This window comes from Ruegeria sp. Ofav3-42 (genome assembly GCF_022347725.1).
Taxonomy (GTDB): domain Bacteria; phylum Pseudomonadota; class Alphaproteobacteria; order Rhodobacterales; family Rhodobacteraceae; genus Ruegeria.
This window is the reverse complement of sequence record NZ_JAKRGB010000003.1, coordinates 1-16,567: the sequence shown is the minus strand read 5'-3', so window position 1 is coordinate 16,567 and position 16,567 is coordinate 1. Positions and strand designations below refer to the sequence as shown.

The following is a 16,567-nucleotide window of genomic DNA, read 5'->3' as shown; positions in this document are numbered from 1 at the left end:
ATCGTCTATCGCAAAGCTTGTAGAACGATATCTGTCACATCCTGTGCAACGCTGTCCATGTCCCGGTTGCCATCGACTACGCGGAAACGGTCAGAAAACTCATCCGCAAGGGCCAGAAACCCTGCGCGCATCTGCTGTTGCAGATCGAGCCCGAAATCCTCGAACCGTTCTTCAGTTCCCTGACGCCCCTTGGCTCGGGACAGCCCGGTTTCGGGGTCCATGTCGATCAAGACAGTCAGATCGGGTTCCCGACCGATCATCAGACTGTGCAACTGGTCCACCAACCCCCGCAGATCGCCCCGCGACAGGCCCTGATACATTCGCGTGCTGTCGGCAAACCGGTCGCAGATCACCACTTTGCCCTCGGCCAGAGCGGGCAGGATCGTGCGTTCCAGATGATCCCGGCGTGCAGCAGTGAACAACAGAATTTCCGTTTCCGCAGACCACCGGTCCGGGTCTCCTTCCAGAACCAGGCTACGGATCTCTTCCGCGCCTGCGGAGCCTCCGGGCTCGCGGGTCAAAACGACATCGTAACCGAGGCTGCGCAAACGTTCCGCAAGCATGCGTGCTTGCGAAGACTTTCCAGACCCGTCAATGCCTTCGAAGGTCAGAAACAACCCGGCCTTCGTCACATTGCCCCCAGCGGATTACCGATCACGTCATTCACAACAATACCGCCTACAGTTTTCATGCGCACAACAAATCCGCCGACCGGAACTTCCTTGACCGCCACCAGGGGGCGGCGGATTTCCGGCAGCCCTTCGGGCTTTATAACCAGTTCAGCCAATTTCTGACCCTTTTCGACCGGAGCGTTGATCGGTCCGTCATAGACGACCTCGGCCTCGATATTCTTGTCATTCAGAACTGGGAACAGCAGATTCAGGTCGCCTTCGGGCACCAGACCAACGGTTCTCTCGGCACCCATCCAGATCTGGGCTTCGGCTATCGGCGTGTCGGCGTTGGCAACTGTCCTCTCGACAAAATTGCGAAACGACCAGTTAACCACGGCCTCAGCCTCCTCTGCGCGGCGTGCGGTGCTGTCGAGACCTGAAAGGACGAAAACAACGCGGCGGTCGCCTTGCTTGGCCGATCCGACAAGGCCGTAGCCCGCCTCTTGCGTGTGACCGGTTTTCAACCCGTCCGCCCCGATACCCAGCTTCAACAGTGGGTTGCGGTTGCGTTTGTTTGAGGGCGCACGGCCATCGAATTCAAACTCTTCTTCCGCGAACAGGGGGTAATACTCGGGGAAATCCGATATCAACCGGTCGGCCAGAATGGCCAGATCGTGAACGGACATCATATGGCCAGCGGCAGGCCAACCGTTTGAATTGGCGAAGTTCGAGTTGTCCATTCCCAGCTGCTTGGCACGTTGCGTCATGTAGCGGGCAAACCCGGCCTCGGTTCCATCGGGGCTGAGCGCCTCGGCGATCACCACGCAGGCATCATTGCCTGACAGAACGATGATGCCGCGCAACAGGTCTTCGACGCGAACCCGGTCCTGCGTGTTCAGGAACATGGTCGAGCCGCCATAGCTCATGGCGTGTTCCGAAACCGGCAAGGTTTCATCCAGTGTCAGACGTCCATCGCGCAGTGCTTCAAACGCTACATAGAGCGTCATCAGCTTCGACATCGACGCAGGCGGCAAGGGCTGATCAGCTTCCTTGGACAACAGCACCGTTCCGGTTGTCTGATCCATCACATAGGCCGCGCGGGCCGTCGTGTCGAATGCGTGGGCGGGCAGGGCGAGCAGCGCCAGCCCAAGGGTCAAAACAGATGATCGCAGTGAGGATAGCACGGGGGCCTCCTTTGTTTCAGTTTTTGACGGTGAACGCGTCGGAAAAACCCAGATCCTTGACATCGCTTTGGATCGCGTTGCGTTCAGAGCGGGTCGAGGCGGGGCCAACCACAACTCTCCAGACGGATTTACCATCTGACTTCAGTTCGCGCACCTCGGCAGGCAACCCGTTGCGGCGTATCTTGGCGGCGGCGCTGTTGGCGTTGGCCTCGACCCCGAAAGTGCCGACCTGAACAAATGGTTTCGATAGCGATGATCTCGATGTGGTTGTGGTCGCCGCGGCGCTAGCAGCGGGTGTGGGTTCGGACGCTTCAATCGCCGCAGCCGCGCCTGCAATCGGGTCAAGCGGAGTTTCGGTGATCTCATCCGCTTTTTTCTTTTGCCACCATTTCCGCTTGGCGGGCTTTTCAACTGGTGCCGCAACTTCTGGGTCAACCAAGACCGGAGTCGCTGCGGCTTCGGCAACGGTTTCGGTGGCTTCGGTTGCCGCTTCCGTAGTCGCGTCTGCTGCGGCATCCGTCGCGACTACGGCCGCCGTAGCAGCGCCTGCCGCAGCGGCTGGTTTCTTTCTCTGCCACCATTTACGTTTGGCCGGCTTTTCAGTCTCGGTCGCCTCAGCCTCTGCGATGTCAGCCTGTGGCTGATCCTCACTTGCTGCAGCTGTTTCCGTTTCAGTCACTTTTTCGGGGGCTTCTTCAGCTACCTGTTCTTCTTCCACAACCGGTTCAGGCTCGGGTTCTTTGCGGCGCAATGCGACGACTTCAACTTTGGTCGGTGCGCCCGCAAGAATGCCCAGCTTTTCCGCCGCCGCTGATGAAAGCTGCAGTGCCGGGCCCGGCAGGTTTCTTTCGCGGCGGAACAGGGCACCGGTTACAGACTTGTTGTTCTTCGCGTTTTTGATGCGCACACGCTCGGGTTGGGTCACATCAGGATGGGCCACCCAGATGCCACCCAATGACGGGCGGCCGTCCCACAACCCTGCTTCCGTCACCTGAAACACGTCCGGTGCTTCGACATCATCCTTCGGGCTACCGGACAGTTCGGGAAAAAGCTCAACAGGGCCGTCAGCCTCGGTTTCGGAACTTTGGGCATCCGCCGAGACGTTGTCCTGAGACAGCACCTCATCGCAACCAGCCAAACCTACGGAAATCATCGCCAGTACTGCCAACGCTCGCGGATTTGCGCGTGTCTCAGTCGCTCGCTTCATTTTGTCATCCCTTGCCTGAATGAGTCCCGTTTCCCGAGACCCGCCGCCGATTACTGGTTCTGTATTGCCAGCCTGCTCCGGTCTTTCCTGCAGATCATAACGCGGCCAATGTGTCATGGAAAGACCGCAGCAGGAGCTTCGGCAAGAATTCCCTATTTGGGCTTGCCACCGGTTCGCGTTGGCCTTAGACCCGGCCTCACGCGGGGAGGTGGCAGAGTGGTCGAATGCGGCGGTCTTGAAAACCGTTGGGCGTGAGAGCGTCCCCAGGGTTCGAATCCCTGTCTCCCCGCCACTCATACCTGTCTCACTTCAGTTGTGTTTTCTGACCCGGAATTGTGTCGCAATTCCCGCGCGTTGGCGCATGCGCTTTCAATCAGAGACGGAGCAGACCGTACATTCAGAGGACCATTCAGGCCCTAGTCTCAGTGGCGCATTTTGGCGGGGTCGCTTTGGGCGGGATTTCCCTGATACCCGGCAATTTACAGGGAATTTTCGTTAGATGGGTCTAGAAACCAGATATTCACGTGCCAGAACTCTATATTTTCCAATAGCTTATGTTGCAAATCCCCTAAAAGGTGGAACAGGGAATTCTCTCGCACGAACAGGGAATTGTGCCGCCGGATCAGGGAGGGCGAACCCCGTATCAGGGACGCAGGATCTGGAGGTGTCAGAAGCCGAACTGGCGTTCCTGTTCGGACCAGTCTAGTGGGTGGGTCACGCTGACCAGACGCTTGAGTGTGAGATCGGTCGGCTGGGTGCCGTCGAGAATCGCGGCTTAAATCTTTGGTGAGAGAAAGGCGAGCTGGGCGCGGGTGCGGATGAAAGCGCCAGGGACGCTTTCGCGGCGCGCAATTTCCATCAGCTGAACTCCGGCTTTCAGATCGCGGGCCCAGCCATGGGCGCGGATCAGCATGGACCGGAGGTGGGGATCGGGTTGGGGAGCCATTTCTCCGGCGATGACCTTGGCCTCGACGCCGCGGCGGCGGATCGAAGTGGCTGGTGATGTGTACAAGATCCGGGTGCAGGTAATCCGCAGCAATGCCAAGGGTCTTGTCAGAAGAACTCTGCTTGAGCGAGGCAGGGCGGTTGCGTAGCTTTTGCATATGACCAAACCTGCCTCTTTCAAGTACTTCAAAACCAGCCCCGAGATCATCCGCCTTGCGGTGATGCTGTACATCCGTTTTCCTCTTTCGCTTCGGAATGTCGAAGATCTGCTGCACGAGCGAGGCATCGACGTGAGTCACGAAACTGTCCGGTATTGGTGGAACAGGTTTGGGCCGGTGTTTGCCGCTGAGATCCGAAGAAAGCGTGTTCAGCAGCTGCGCGCATTCTCGAAATGGAAGTGGCACGTAGACGAAGTATTCGTGAAGGTGAACGGCAAACGCCACTATCTCTGGCGTGCCGTCGATCACGAAGGTGAGGTGCTGGAAGCCGTTATCACCAAGCACCGAAGCAAAGCGGCAGCACTGAAATTCCTCAAGAAGTTAATGAAGCGACACGGTAAAGCGAAAACCGTCGTCAAGGATCGCTTCGCGTCTTATCGGGTTGCTCTCAGAGTGCTCGGCGCTACCGAAAAACAGCAGACGGGCAGGTGGCTCAATAACCGCGTCGAGAATTCGCACCTTCCTTTCCGACGGCGTGAACGCGCCATGCAACGTTTCAGGCGGATGCGAAGTTTGCAGAAGTTCGCCGCCGTCCACTCCTCTGTCTACAACCACTTCAACCAGGAAAGATCGATAGCAAGCCGCGACACCTTTAAGCTGACCCGCACCGCCGCTCTCGCCGAGTGGCGTCAACTTTGTTCCGGATAGGTTCGCGGTTTCCGTGGCAAACTGAGACTGGTTCGAATTCGTCTGACAGCACCCAGAAGAGCCATGTCGTAGGGACCCGCCGCCATGCATGTGTCGAAGTCCGTAAACACCCGATCTTCGGGAATGTCGAATGCCGTCACTGCCGCCTGCATTTTATCCCGAGCCGGATCGAAGACTGCGGTGATTTCAGCGTCAGGATGATCGTGCACCGTCCGCAGCAAATCACCCATATGCATGTGATCAAAACTGATGCCGACGATCCGGAATTTTGCCATTGGAAACCTCCTTTAGCGTGTGCCGGTGATCCTGACGTAAAGTGCGGTAACCGCGAGGATGATCAGCCCAAACAGGGCTGTACGTGCACCTTCCGGCATCTGCATTAAAGTTAGCATAGTATCCAGCACGCGCAGAATTAGTGCGCCCACAATCGCACCTGCGAAACTACCACGACCTCCAAAAATCGATGTGCCGCCAATCACTGCTGCAGCGACCGAAGGTAATAACAACGGATTGGCGAGGCTCAGCGAGGTTTGACGGATCATGCCGAGATACAGCAAACCAGCCAGCGCGGCGATAAAACTGGAAAGCACGTAGAGCGCCAGGTAGACCTGCCAGGCTCGTACCCCGGACAGTTTGGCAGCTTGTTCGTTGGAGCCCAGTGCGAACAGCAATCGGCCAAATCCGGTATATCGCATGAGCCACAGAATAAAGAGCGCGAACGGGATGAATACAAAAAGGCCGTTGGGCATTCCTGCCGTGCGGCCAGTCCCAAGCCAGGCAAGGAAGGCAGGGATCTCAGTACCTGCATTTATGACGAGGCGTTGATAGACCTGTAGGCATCCCGTCGCGATTAGCCCTGTTCCCAAGGTCATGATCAACGGATGAACCCGAACCAGCCCAACTCCGATGCCATTCACAACGCCAACAACGAGACCAGCGGACAACGCAATCAGGACCGCGGGTGCAACGCCCCATATCGCGCTCAGTGTAGCGCAGACAAAGGCTGAAACAGTAGCGACCACTCCGACCGACAGGTCTATTCCTGCGGTTAGCATCGTCAGCACCTGACATGCCGCCAGCATCGCCAACGGAATTGCGAACTTGATCAGGTTGCCTACCCAAAAGGTTGAAATCAGCCCATCTCGACCGGCCCGGATCGGGGTGACGATGCCCGGCCGCAAGACCTCGAGCACAGCGATCATCAAGAACAGGAAGACCAAGAGAGGGATGATCGGGTTGTCCCGCAGATACCGCCCAAAGCGGGCCATCGGCGGGTCTGTGGCGTCCATACTCATCGGCGGGCCCCCTTTAGTGAAGCCGCCGTGCCCAGCATAACGACGAGAACCATAATCGTGCCTTCAATAATGGTGGTCACATTTGGATCGACGGCCAGCAATGTCAGGATCGTTCGGATGATCCGCAGAATGAAAACGGCGATAATGGGTCCAAGCAGCCCGCCTTTGCCACCACCCAGCACGACTCCGCCAAGAACCACCGCCGCGACCGAGGCCATGAGATATGGGCCCGGTACCGGCTCGCCAATTCCGGTCAGGGCGGCCAGACTTAATCCGCCCATGGCACAAAACAGACCGCAAAGCGCGTAGGCAGCAATCTTCGTTCTTCCGACCGCAACGCCTGATCGGAAGGCGGCAAGTTCGTCCGACCCGGTTGCGTAGATCGAAAGGCCAAGTTTGGAACGCCGGATCGGCACCCAGATCACCGCAATTCCCAAGGCGATGACGACAAGCGCCTTTGGCAACCCGTCGAACACAAAATGACCGCGGATTGCCTGCTCCAGCCAGTCTGCCGTCGCGCCGCCGGGTGTCTCAAGGATCAACAACGCAACCCCTTCCCACACAAAAAGCATGGCGAGTGTAACCACGATGTCGGGTACACGCGTCACAACGATCAGAAGGCCATTAATCAGCCCCATCAAAAGCCCGACACCCAGAACGATAAACAGGGCTGGTACACCGGCCATACGTTCCATCAATACGGCAGCAGTCACAGCGCATACGGCCATCATAGATGCGACGGACAAATCGATGCCTCCGGCGATTACGACGACAGCCATACCGGCGGTTGCGAAAGCAAAGGGCAGGGCGGCACGAGCGATACTCTCCAGCCCGGACGCACCGAAAGTGGGTTGTATCAACTTCGTGATGGTCAGAAGGAGAACAAGAAGGACCACAAGTCCCGTGACCCACGCGTGTTTTCGGATGGCCCCGCTCACGCTGCGCCCTCCGTTTCGGTCAGGCCATAAGCCGCCCGCATCAGTGTTTGTTCATCGGCGTCGGCTGCGTCTATCACGTCGACAACACGCCCGTTGAAGATTACGACCACGCGGTCACAGGCCAGCGGGATTTCCTCCAACTCAGATGTGTAGAATAAAATCGCTGCGCCCTGATCCGCCAACTCTCGCACCAAGGGGTATATTTGACGTTTCGTGCGCACATCGATGCCGCGGGTTGGGTCGAACAACAGCAAGGTTTCAACGCCGGTCGCCAGCCAGCGGCCAATGGTAACTTTCTGCTGGTTTCCTCCGGAAAGTCGCTGCACTTCGCCTTGGGCGCGTGTGTCGATCTGCAGTTTTTCGACCGCATAGGCGACGCGATCCCGCTCGTGACGGAGTTTTATCGGCCCCCAGTTTTTGAGGCGGGCTGAGAACGGTAAAGCGATATTTTCTTTCACTGACCGCTGCGCCAACAGGGCATCTGAACGATCGCCCGGTACAAAGGTCAGCCCGGCGGCAATGGCGTCGGCGGGATGGGAAAAACTAACCGGCTGCCCGTCCACTTCTATCGATCCTGACGTTGGACGGTCAAATCCCGCCAAAACCTCGAAAAGCTCATCCTGTCCCTGACCTTCAAGCGCGACGACTCCCAGAACTTCGCCGGGGAACAAGTCGAACGAAACGTCCGAGAAACTGGGCTCGAACGCCAGCGACTGCACGCGGAGGCGAGGCATTTGTGATTGCGGTCCATTTGCTTGAAGTATCCGGCGCTTTCCGATGTCTATCTTCTGTCCCAACATCAATTCGACGACGCGTTCTTCTACGCCGGGTTCGATTTCGAGATCCCCAACGGACATACCATCTCGTAGCACCGTGGCTCGGTCGCACAGTTCCGAGATTTCAGTGAAGCGGTGGGAAACATAGATCACACCCATGCCGTCATCTGCTTTGCGTCGTACGGTCTTCAAAACACGTTCAACCAGATCCGTTGGCAGTGCAGCCGTCATTTCGTCCAGCAAAAGAACGTCAGGTTCAAGCGCCAGGGCGCGTGCCAAATCAAGGATGCGAAGTGTGGCGAGAGGCAGGTCGCCAATCATCGCAGACAGCTTCAGGTCTTCGATGCCAAGCTCTGAAACCCAGCCTCGGAACTGATCAACCGGTGTGTCGGTCAGCCTGAGATTATCGGACACGTCGAGATCAGGAATGAGCGACGGTTCCTGGTAAACTGGCACCAAGCCTGAACGGCGCGCTTCGGCTGGGTTTCCGACATGCGCCTGATTTCCCCGAATAAGTACCTGGCCTGCATCAGGTCTTAAGGCACCCGTTATGATTTTGACGAATGTGGATTTTCCCGCACCATTTGCCCCCATTAAGGCAACGATTTCACCTTCAGCAACCGTGAGGTGGGCTTTGGTCAGGGCTTGTACGGCGCCAAAGCTTTTGGCCACGTCAGACGCGTCGAGTAGTGCTGTGCGGCTCATGAAGGTCCTTGAGTATTGGAGGTGCGTTGAGTGTGCCCTCCGCCCAATAAAGAGCGGAAGGCCCTTCAGACGGGATCAGCTTTCGCCGGGTCCTTTGCAGTCGATGATCTGTTCCATCGTGTAGTCGGTCCATCCGGGAACCGTCACGGAAACGGGCCATTCAGGATCAAGATTGGGGTTCTGAGCCGCCTTGATCGTTTCGCGGCCCGCATCTGTCGCGTTTTCCCAAAGCACGGGGTCGACCAGTACTGTATTACTGTCAGGGGCCTCACCGTTCAGGATGTCGACGGCCAAAGCGATGCCCGCGCCGCCAACTGAGCCGGGGTTTGTCACCGCTGCACCATTCAACCCCTCAACTTCGGTCAGGTATTGAACGAAGCCCGCATTGTCTGCACCGACGATCGGTACCAAAGGCGCGCCGGATTCAGTGAACGCGTCGACGATTACATTGTCGATGCCGCTGGTCCAGACGCCGTCAAACGGGATGCCGGTGGCAAGGAAATCAAAGATCTGTTGTTTGCCCTGGTCCTGCTGCCATCCGGTGAAAACTTCGTGCACTACGTTGACATCGGGGTGTTCAGCAAGCGCGCGTTTAAATCCGTTGTCGCGGTCTGTATCGGCGGACACACCAGCGATTCCGCGCATATAAACAACGTCACCTTTGCCACCGAGCTGTTCAAACAGCCACTTGGCGCCAAGGTAGGCATATTCTTCTTGGTTGTTTGAAAGAATGTATGCGCCGTCAGCCGAAACGCCGGCATCCACGGCAACGACGACGATGTCTTGCGCCATCGCCTTTTCCAGCGCCGAGTTTAACGCGTCCGGGTTAGATGGGTTCAGGACGATTGCGTCCACACCCGCTTCGATCAGATTGTTGATGTCTTCTAGCTGCCCCGCTGAATCCGTGTTGCGGTGTGCAACGATCAGGTTTGTGACATCGGGCTCAACCAAGGCCTGCGCACGCATGGCGCAGATCATCTGCTCGCGCCACCCGTTACCTTGAACAGTGTTGGACACGCCGATGGTGTATTGCTTGTGCCCGTCCGCAATCGCCACCGTTGAAAGAGAAGCAGAAACTGCTATTGCAGCAACGCCGTAGAGTAGGTTTTTCATTTCAGTTTCCTCCCAGTTTTCAGTCGTTTCACTTTTGATGTTGTTTCACTTGATGAATGGCGACAGGACATCCCGGGCCAGCAGGAAGCCCCGCTTGACCTTCTCGTCTGTCCCTTCGAACAACCTGTCTTCATGCTCGATGATGATCGGACCGTCGTATCCGACGCGGTACAGGCCGGAAAAGAAATCGGACCAGTCCACATCGCCCAGCCCGCAGAGCCGCGGGATCTGCCACCCCATTCCAGTCGACATCACCCCGTTTTCATAAAGCCCGTCCTGATCGACCATCACGTCCTTGGCATGGACATGAGCCATGTGAGGACCAAACTCCTTGATAAAACGTGTTTGATCGATGAATTGCCAAATCAAATGTGAGGGGTCGAAATTCATACCAACCGCATCACCCCATTTCTCGAAAATCCGTCGCCAGATTCTTGGTGAGTAGGCGATATTGTGACCCCCGGGCCATTCGTCATAGCTGAAGATCATCGGGCAGTTCTCAAAGCACAGGCGCACACCTGAGTTTTGTGCATGCTTGACGATTGGGTCGAAAATCTCGGTGGCGCGCTCCCAGTTCGCGTCGAGGTGCAGAGTGCGGTCTCCGCCAACGAAGGTGTTGACGATCTTGATGCCCATCACCCCGGCAGCGGTGATCACCTTTTTCAGATGCCCAATGACCTCAGCCCGATGCTCTGCATCGGCATGGAGCGGGTTGGGGTAGTACCCGAGACCCGAAATCTCGATCCCCTGATCGCCGAGCTGCCCGGCAATTTCATTGCCCTGATCCGCGGAAAGGCCGTCCACATTGATGTGGCTGGTTCCGGCATAACGCCGTTGCTCGCCACCGGTCGCTGGCCAGCAGGCAACCTCCATGGCCGAAAACCCATTGGCGCCGGCCCAGGCCGCCACCTCTGTCAACTGAGAGTCTTCGAATGGTGCAGTCAGCAAGCCCAATTTCATATCATCACCCTCAAATCTCGCTCAAATCTACCCAGCGGCCTTCACGTGCCGATTTCACGACGGCATCACAGAAACGCATCTCGTAATGACCATCTTCAAACGTGGCCCACGTGCTGGCCGGCTGGCGTCCACCCGCGAGGACGTCGGCATAAACCGCCCGAAAAAAGTTGAAGAAGGAATCCGCGAACCCCTCCACATGCCCCGGAGGTAATGTGGCGGCAGCGACTCCTGGGCCGTTCATCAAAGTAAAGTCGCGCATCAGCGTCTGGTTGGGCGCGTCGCGGTGCCCAATGAACAGATGGTCAGGGGTTTCGCTGTCCCACGCAGCACTGGCCTTCGCTCCGGCGATATCCCATTGCAACGAGTTCTTTCGGCCCATGTTCACCTGAGATGTGCTCATTACGCCGCGTGCTCCGTTCTCATACCGGATAAGGATCATGGCGGCATCGTCGGTATCGATTGGCACACTCTCAGTTTCGCCGGTCCCGCTGGTGAAGGTTTCTACCGAGCCAAGAGGTTTCCGGCGTTTCGGGATAAAGGTCGCCAGCTCCGCCATGACCGATGCAGCTTTCAAACCGGTAACAAAGCTGGTCAGGTCAACCCAGTGCGTTCCAATGTCACCGACCGATCGCAGCGCACCCCCCATTTCGCTTTCCAGCCGCCAGTTCCAGTCGCTAGGTTTGGCAAGCCAGTCCTGATGGTAATGCCCTGTAACGAAACGGATATTACCTAAATCCCCGGCCTGAACCATTCCGTAGGCCTGTTGATTCAGTGGATAAAACCGAATGTTATAGCAAACCGCTGCAACCTTTCCTGACGCATTGGCATGGTCGACCATCTCGGCGCTTTCGAGGGATGTCATGGCTAGTGGTTTCTCGCAGATGACGTGTTTGCCAGCGCCCAGGATCGACTTCACTTGCGGATAGTGTGCGTGGTTTGGGGTCGTTACGTGCACAACATCGATGTTTTCATCCGCCAAGAGATCTTCCAGAGAGACATAGGCGCGTGCCACGCTCATCGCTTGTGCCCGGTCCCGACCGCGTTCCGGCGATGATCCAAGAACACCTCTTACGTCCACGCCAAGGCGCCGAAGAGCCTGAACATGGACCGTTCCTATGAAGCCGGTCCCGATAACTGCTGCGCGGATTTTCGCGAAGTCACTCATGATGTGCTCCTGTCAAACAACCGAATACCCTCCGTCCACGATCAGGCATGTGCCAGTCACAAAAGCCGCAGCGTCGGATGCGAGAAACATGGCTGTTCCGGCGATATCTTCCGGGTGACCCCAGCGTGCCAAGGGTGTGCGCGCTTCGACGGCTGATGTGAAACTGGTATCTTCCCGGGCGCGTGCCGATTGCTCGGTCACGATGAAACCCGGTGCGATGGCATTCACGCGAATGCCGTCTTTGGCCCACGCAATAGCCAGTGATTTTGTCAGTTGTTCCACACCGGCTTTTGACGCGCCGTAGGCCGGGTTTTGCGGTGAACCAAAGCGCGCATACATTGAGGCCACATTAATGACGCGCCCCTTTGCGGCCGAAAGGGCAGGGTGCAACGCTTCGGCGCATCGAAACGACCCGGTCAGGTTTACGTTCAACACGTGGGAAAAGAACTCCGGCGCCATTTCCGCGCCGCGTCGAGTGATTGCTGCGCAATTGATCAGAACGTCTATATGGCCGCGCATGCCCGCGAATTCGTAGACTTCGTCGGTGTCGGTTACATCCAGTTGATTGTAGGTAAAGCGGGCCGCGTCCACTTCGGCGCATTCCGGTTCCACGCCGGTAATTTCCACCGCGGCACCTGAGTCCTGAAATGCTCTGGCGATAGCAGCGCCAATGCCGGCCCGGCTGGCGCCTATCACCAGGACCTTCGCCCCGGCAAAGTCGAATGAGGCTTTTGAAGTCAACAAAGAGCCCGGCTTTTTTTGCGTTGGGGTTCGGATGCCATCTGGTCCCTCACTTGGCGAAATTGCTTCTGCAATCGATTACATATTGTGAAAAAGCAGCTTTCATATTTGTGTAATCGATTACATAATCGGCATCACAACAGATTCGAGTCAAGCTGGAAATCATCTGACAGGCCATGAGCAAGAAACCCAAGCCCGCCACGATACAGGACGTCGCACGTGCAGCGCGGGTGTCGACAGCCACTGTCAGCCGTGTTTTGTCCAATCCCAACCTGGTGTCAAAATCAACGCGGGTCGCCGTCCTTGAAGCTATTCGCGAAACGGGTTACCGCGTCAATCAGGCCGCCCGAAACCTGCGGATGCAGCGGGCAGGGGCAGTGCTGATCCTTGTTCCCAACCTCGGGAAACCATTTTATTCGGGCATTCTCGCTGGTATCAGCGAGGGGTTCGCCGGGTCGGATTACGCAGTTTTGATCACCGACACCGAAAGCAATCCGCTGCAGGAGGAAACTCTCGCTGGGTACTTTCGGGACGGTCGTATTGATGGCGCAATCTCATTGGATGGCGGAATATCGTCGGCTGCGCTTCAGCAATGCGTCACATACGGAGCGGGCGACCGCATCGTATTCTTATGTGAATGGGTGGAAGGCGAGGCCTTTCCGGTAATCTCCAGCGACAACGCCGAGGGTGCGCGATTGGCGATCAGGCACCTGCATGATTTGGGCCACAAGAAAATCGCGCATGTCACTGGGCCTGACGGGAATGTACTGACGACCGCTCGGCGTGAGGGTGTGGTCGAAGAACGGACTCGCTTGGGTCTACCAGCGCGGCCCGAGTGGATCATCAGAGGCGACTTCTCGCTGGAGTCCGGACATGAAGCTGCCAGAAGAATACTTGCGATGGATGAGCGCCCAACGGCGGTTTTCTGCGCTGCGGATATGGTTGCCTTTGGGTTGATTTCCGGACTGGTGGCAGGTGGATTGAAGGTGCCCGGCGATATTTCGGTTGTGGGTTTCGACGATATCGAAATGTCGGGATCGTACGTTCCCGCGCTGACAACGATCCGACAAGACCGGCATCAACTGGGACGCCGAGCGGCAGAGGTATTGCTGGGCAAGTTAGCGAACACGGGCAAAGCTCTTCCAACGAAATCAGCGCTTCCTGTTGAGCTTGTAACACGAGCAAGTTCTGCGCCGCCCAATTAGCGAAGCCAAAATTCAGGTGCCTTTGCTATAGTCAAGGAGGACGCGCGGGTAATGCTGTGAGCTATGGAGAAAGGGGAAATGAGCAAGTCGACCGCACCCATTGGCTCTGAATTTGCCGTTCGGGACTATTCCCTGACCGGTGATAGCACGCGTCAAGCGATAGAAACCGGTCTGTCGGCGGCAGAGTGGTACCATAGCGAGGTTCCACGAAAGAAGCTGAAATCGCTTATGAAACGCCGGGATGCCCCGGCCATACGTGACACCGTGATATGGATCGCCTTGCACTTTGGTTTTGCGGCTGGTGGCCTGTACTTCTGGGGCAGCTGGCTTTGCGTGCCTTTCTGGTTTGCATACGGTGTCGTGTATGGTTCGGCCTGCGACAGCCGTTGGCACGAATGCGGACACGGAACAGCGTTTCGAACCCGCTGGATGAACGACGTCGTGTATCACATCGCATCCTTTCAGATCATGCGGAACCCGGTCAATTGGCGCTGGAGCCACGCACGACATCACACCGATACGCTTATCGTTGGCCGCGATCCGGAAATAGCGTGGATGCACCCGATCAGCCTCGTCCTGAAAGCGCTTGCGTTTGTGGGGATTGTTGAAACGTGGACTTCGCTCAAAGTTCTGATGCGAAATGCGATGGGAAACTTGTCGCAAGAAGAGCAGGATTACATTCCGGAAAACCAGTGGCCCAAAGCGGTCTTTTGGGCGCGAGTTCACATTGTAATCTACGCCGCTGTTTTGGTGGTTTCATTTGTATTGTTTGCCTTTGGGGCCGGATGGAAATCTCTGATCCCAATACTCTTGATCGGAGGTCCTCGGATCTATGGGTGCTGGCATTTTGTAATGACGGGGCTGCTTCAGCATGGAGGGTTTGCGGAGAATGTTCTTGATCACCGGTTGAATTCCCGAACGCTATATATGAACCCGATCAGCCGTTGGATTTACTGGAACATGAACTACCACATTGAGCATCATATGTTCCCGATGGTTCCGTATTATGCTCTCCCGGAGCTTCATGAACTTATCAAAGACGACCTACCACCGCCGAACACTTCGATTTGGGACGGCTATAAGGAAATGATGGGTTCCGTCATGAAGCAGCGCGTTGACCCGAACCATGCCATTCGAAAAACGCTCCCGCCGACGGCCCGTCCTTATCGGGAGCATCTGCACAGGGCAGTGCCCGAACGAAACACAGGATTGGAAATCTGTGATACGGGAGGAACATGATGCCTTGGGTTGACGCATGCGCCGTAGACGATGTTGACGAAGAAGACGTTATCCGTTGGGATCACGAGGATCGGACATATGCAATTTATCGTAGTTCGGACAATGAGTTCTATTGCACCGATGGTCTCTGTACGCACGAGCAAGTGCATTTATCGGGCGGTCTTGTGATAGACTATGAGATAGAGTGCCCCAAGCACAATGGTCTATTCGACTATCGCTCGGGAAAAGCTCTGAGAGCGCCAGTATGTGAAGATCTTCGCTCCTACGAAACCAAAGTAGGAGATGGTCGTGTGATGGTATTGGTGGAATGATTTTCTTGGTTGGGAGTGGTTTGTGATCGAGCTGTCCGCAACGGGTATTCGGCTTTCCTTCGATTTGCAGTTGGGGTTGATCGAGAGTTTCTGTGTGAGCGAGGGCGGCGCAGAGATTTCGCCGCTGCATCGCGCACCCTGGGTCGGTACAGACGAAATTATGCCCAAGGGAATAGCGCCTCATCTGGAAAAGCTCGGCGGTGATTTTTTCTGCGCTCCATTCGGATCCACCGAGGGAGCATCGCCGCTGCATGGGTGGCCGCCTAACTCACGTTGGATACTTAAGGAAAAGACGGGCAGTTATCTGCGTGCTGAGCTCGAAAAAACGGTCTTTGGGGCAAAGCTTCGGAAAGAGATTACGTTGCACCCGGGGCACCCATTCGTTTACCAGCGCCACACGTTCATTGGTGGCGAGGGGTTAGTGCCGGTTGCAAATCATGCCAATGTATCTTTGCCCAATGGCGGGATCATTCAAACCTCTCGAAAGCAGTGTTGGAGGACACCCAAGGTTGCGCAGGAAGTTGATCCGGCATTGGGCTATTCAGCACTTCGATATCCGGCTGAAAGCCGAATGTTGACATCATTTCCCGGTAAAGAGGGCGATGTGAACTTGTCCATCTACCCATGGTCTCCACAGAGTGAAGATTTTGTCGTTGGATTGGATTCACCTGACGAGCAATTGGGATGGACCGCAGTCATTCGTCCTGTAGAAGGTGACGTATTCCTGTCACTGAAATCGGCTCAAGCTTTGCCGATGACAATGTTGTGGCATTCGAACGGTGGTCGATATTATGCTCCTTGGTCGAGCCGGCACTTCGCCTGCCTAGGGATCGAAGAGGGCGCCGCCTTGCCCATTCTGGGAACAGACGAAGACGGTTTTCCGGAAGGGCGCGGTGCCATTCAACTGGATCCTCATCGCCAAGTTGAGATTACCCACGTCATCGGTGCGCTCCGTTGGCGTAGTGGAGCTAGGGTAAAAACCGTCGAAACTCTGGAAAACCAACTTCTGATCCGAAGCACTGAGAATGAGGAGTATCTCGTGCCGTTCGATGTGGATGCCCTGAACCTTTGAGCGGATTAGCGACCTTTCAAGAAAGTATTCTCTGCCCTTGGCAAGACAGTTTCAAACTTGTCTTGCAGCACCACGGAAGCAGTCAATCATGATGGCCAATATTGCCAGAATTCAAACTGCCTTTTTCGCTGTAAACAGAATGGTCGATGTCGGACCAACCCTGTGAGCGATCTCAATGACAGCTCGCAATCACAAGCCAACCATCTAACCAATGCCGTCGGATGTCCACTTTGA

General features: G+C 56.3%; 17 protein-coding genes and 1 tRNA gene. 6 read left to right on the top strand and 12 right to left on the bottom strand.

Translation table 11 applies throughout. The features are described 5' to 3' along the window. Positions 1 to 5 precede the first annotated feature (5 nt). The 3 genes from tmk to MHN28_RS24965 are packed head-to-tail and all read right to left on the bottom strand — an operon-like array spanning position 6 to position 3,002. Positions 6 to 632, bottom strand: coding sequence for a dTMP kinase (tmk, locus tag MHN28_RS05380; protein WP_239336899.1), 627 nt, complete (start codon positions 630 to 632; stop codon positions 6 to 8). Next, positions 629 to 1,795: a D-alanyl-D-alanine carboxypeptidase family protein gene (locus tag MHN28_RS05375; RefSeq protein ID WP_239336897.1), complete on the bottom strand. Its 1,167-nt coding sequence runs from the start codon at positions 1,793 to 1,795 to the stop codon at positions 629 to 631. The genes tmk and MHN28_RS05375 overlap by 4 nt, the downstream gene beginning before the upstream one ends. A 16-nt stretch (positions 1,796 to 1,811) precedes the next feature. Further along, the gene (locus MHN28_RS24965) at positions 1,812 to 3,002 is read right to left on the bottom strand and encodes an SPOR domain-containing protein (protein WP_370645659.1); all 1,191 of its coding nucleotides are present in this window, start codon (positions 3,000 to 3,002) and stop codon (positions 1,812 to 1,814) included. 202 nt (positions 3,003 to 3,204) lie between these two features. Here MHN28_RS24965 and MHN28_RS05360 point away from each other — a divergent pair. Then, positions 3,205 to 3,294 (top strand) — tRNA-Ser (locus MHN28_RS05360). Between the two features lie 483 nt (positions 3,295 to 3,777). Here MHN28_RS05360 and MHN28_RS05355 read toward each other — a convergent pair. Further along, entirely contained in the window at positions 3,778 to 4,047 is a 270-nt protein-coding gene (locus MHN28_RS05355; protein WP_239336895.1) for a hypothetical protein, read from the bottom strand. Positions 4,048 to 4,105: 58 nt separating this feature from the next. Between MHN28_RS05355 and MHN28_RS05350 the strand changes: the two genes are divergently transcribed. Beyond that, a complete protein-coding gene (locus tag MHN28_RS05350) occupies positions 4,106 to 4,813 on the top strand; it encodes an IS6 family transposase (RefSeq protein WP_239336892.1) in 708 nt (235 codons plus the stop codon). Here the strand turns inward: MHN28_RS05350 and MHN28_RS05345 are convergent. From MHN28_RS05345 to MHN28_RS05310, 8 genes are all read right to left on the bottom strand, one after another. Beyond that, complete coding sequence (locus MHN28_RS05345) at positions 4,795 to 5,088, bottom strand: hypothetical protein (protein ID WP_239336889.1); 294 nt, start codon at positions 5,086 to 5,088, stop codon at positions 4,795 to 4,797. The two genes, MHN28_RS05350 and MHN28_RS05345, sit on opposite strands and share 19 nt — an antisense overlap. Before the next feature lie 12 nt (positions 5,089 to 5,100). After that, positions 5,101 to 6,108: an ABC transporter permease gene (locus MHN28_RS05340; RefSeq protein ID WP_239336886.1), complete on the bottom strand. Its 1,008-nt coding sequence runs from the start codon at positions 6,106 to 6,108 to the stop codon at positions 5,101 to 5,103. Further along, positions 6,105 to 7,046, bottom strand: coding sequence for an ABC transporter permease (locus MHN28_RS05335; protein ID WP_239336884.1), 942 nt, complete (start codon positions 7,044 to 7,046; stop codon positions 6,105 to 6,107). The genes MHN28_RS05340 and MHN28_RS05335 overlap by 4 nt, the downstream gene beginning before the upstream one ends. Next, positions 7,043 to 8,527: a sugar ABC transporter ATP-binding protein gene (locus MHN28_RS05330; protein ID WP_239336882.1), complete on the bottom strand. Its 1,485-nt coding sequence runs from the start codon at positions 8,525 to 8,527 to the stop codon at positions 7,043 to 7,045. The genes MHN28_RS05335 and MHN28_RS05330 overlap by 4 nt, the downstream gene beginning before the upstream one ends. Before the next feature lie 75 nt (positions 8,528 to 8,602). Then, positions 8,603 to 9,640 carry an ABC transporter substrate-binding protein gene (locus MHN28_RS05325; protein ID WP_239336880.1) on the bottom strand — a complete coding sequence of 346 codons (1,038 nt, stop codon included), beginning with the start codon at positions 9,638 to 9,640 and terminating at the stop codon, positions 8,603 to 8,605. Between the two features lie 45 nt (positions 9,641 to 9,685). Further along, positions 9,686 to 10,600, bottom strand: coding sequence for a sugar phosphate isomerase/epimerase (locus tag MHN28_RS05320; protein ID WP_239336878.1), 915 nt, complete (start codon positions 10,598 to 10,600; stop codon positions 9,686 to 9,688). Between the two features lie 10 nt (positions 10,601 to 10,610). Next, on the bottom strand, positions 10,611 to 11,765 hold the full coding sequence (locus tag MHN28_RS05315; protein WP_239336876.1) for a Gfo/Idh/MocA family protein: 1,155 nt from the start codon (positions 11,763 to 11,765) through the stop codon (positions 10,611 to 10,613). Positions 11,766 to 11,777: 12 nt separating this feature from the next. Then, positions 11,778 to 12,461: an SDR family oxidoreductase gene (locus MHN28_RS05310; protein WP_239336874.1), complete on the bottom strand. Its 684-nt coding sequence runs from the start codon at positions 12,459 to 12,461 to the stop codon at positions 11,778 to 11,780. 221 nt (positions 12,462 to 12,682) lie between these two features. On the opposite strand from MHN28_RS05310, the gene MHN28_RS05305 reads away from it, so the two are divergent. The 4 genes from MHN28_RS05305 (at position 12,683) to MHN28_RS05290 (ending at position 16,333) form a co-directional block, all read left to right on the top strand. Continuing rightward, positions 12,683 to 13,711, top strand: coding sequence for a LacI family DNA-binding transcriptional regulator (locus tag MHN28_RS05305; RefSeq protein WP_239336872.1), 1,029 nt, complete (start codon positions 12,683 to 12,685; stop codon positions 13,709 to 13,711). Between the two features lie 78 nt (positions 13,712 to 13,789). Then, positions 13,790 to 14,950 carry a fatty acid desaturase family protein gene (locus MHN28_RS05300; RefSeq protein WP_239336870.1) on the top strand — a complete coding sequence of 387 codons (1,161 nt, stop codon included), beginning with the start codon at positions 13,790 to 13,792 and terminating at the stop codon, positions 14,948 to 14,950. After that, on the top strand, positions 14,947 to 15,261 hold the full coding sequence (locus tag MHN28_RS05295) for a MocE family 2Fe-2S type ferredoxin (RefSeq protein WP_370645658.1): 315 nt from the start codon (positions 14,947 to 14,949) through the stop codon (positions 15,259 to 15,261). The genes MHN28_RS05300 and MHN28_RS05295 overlap by 4 nt, the downstream gene beginning before the upstream one ends. Positions 15,262 to 15,283: 22 nt before the next feature. Further along, positions 15,284 to 16,333 carry a hypothetical protein gene (locus MHN28_RS05290; protein WP_239336865.1) on the top strand — a complete coding sequence of 350 codons (1,050 nt, stop codon included), beginning with the start codon at positions 15,284 to 15,286 and terminating at the stop codon, positions 16,331 to 16,333. Positions 16,334 to 16,567: the final 234 nt, after the last annotated feature.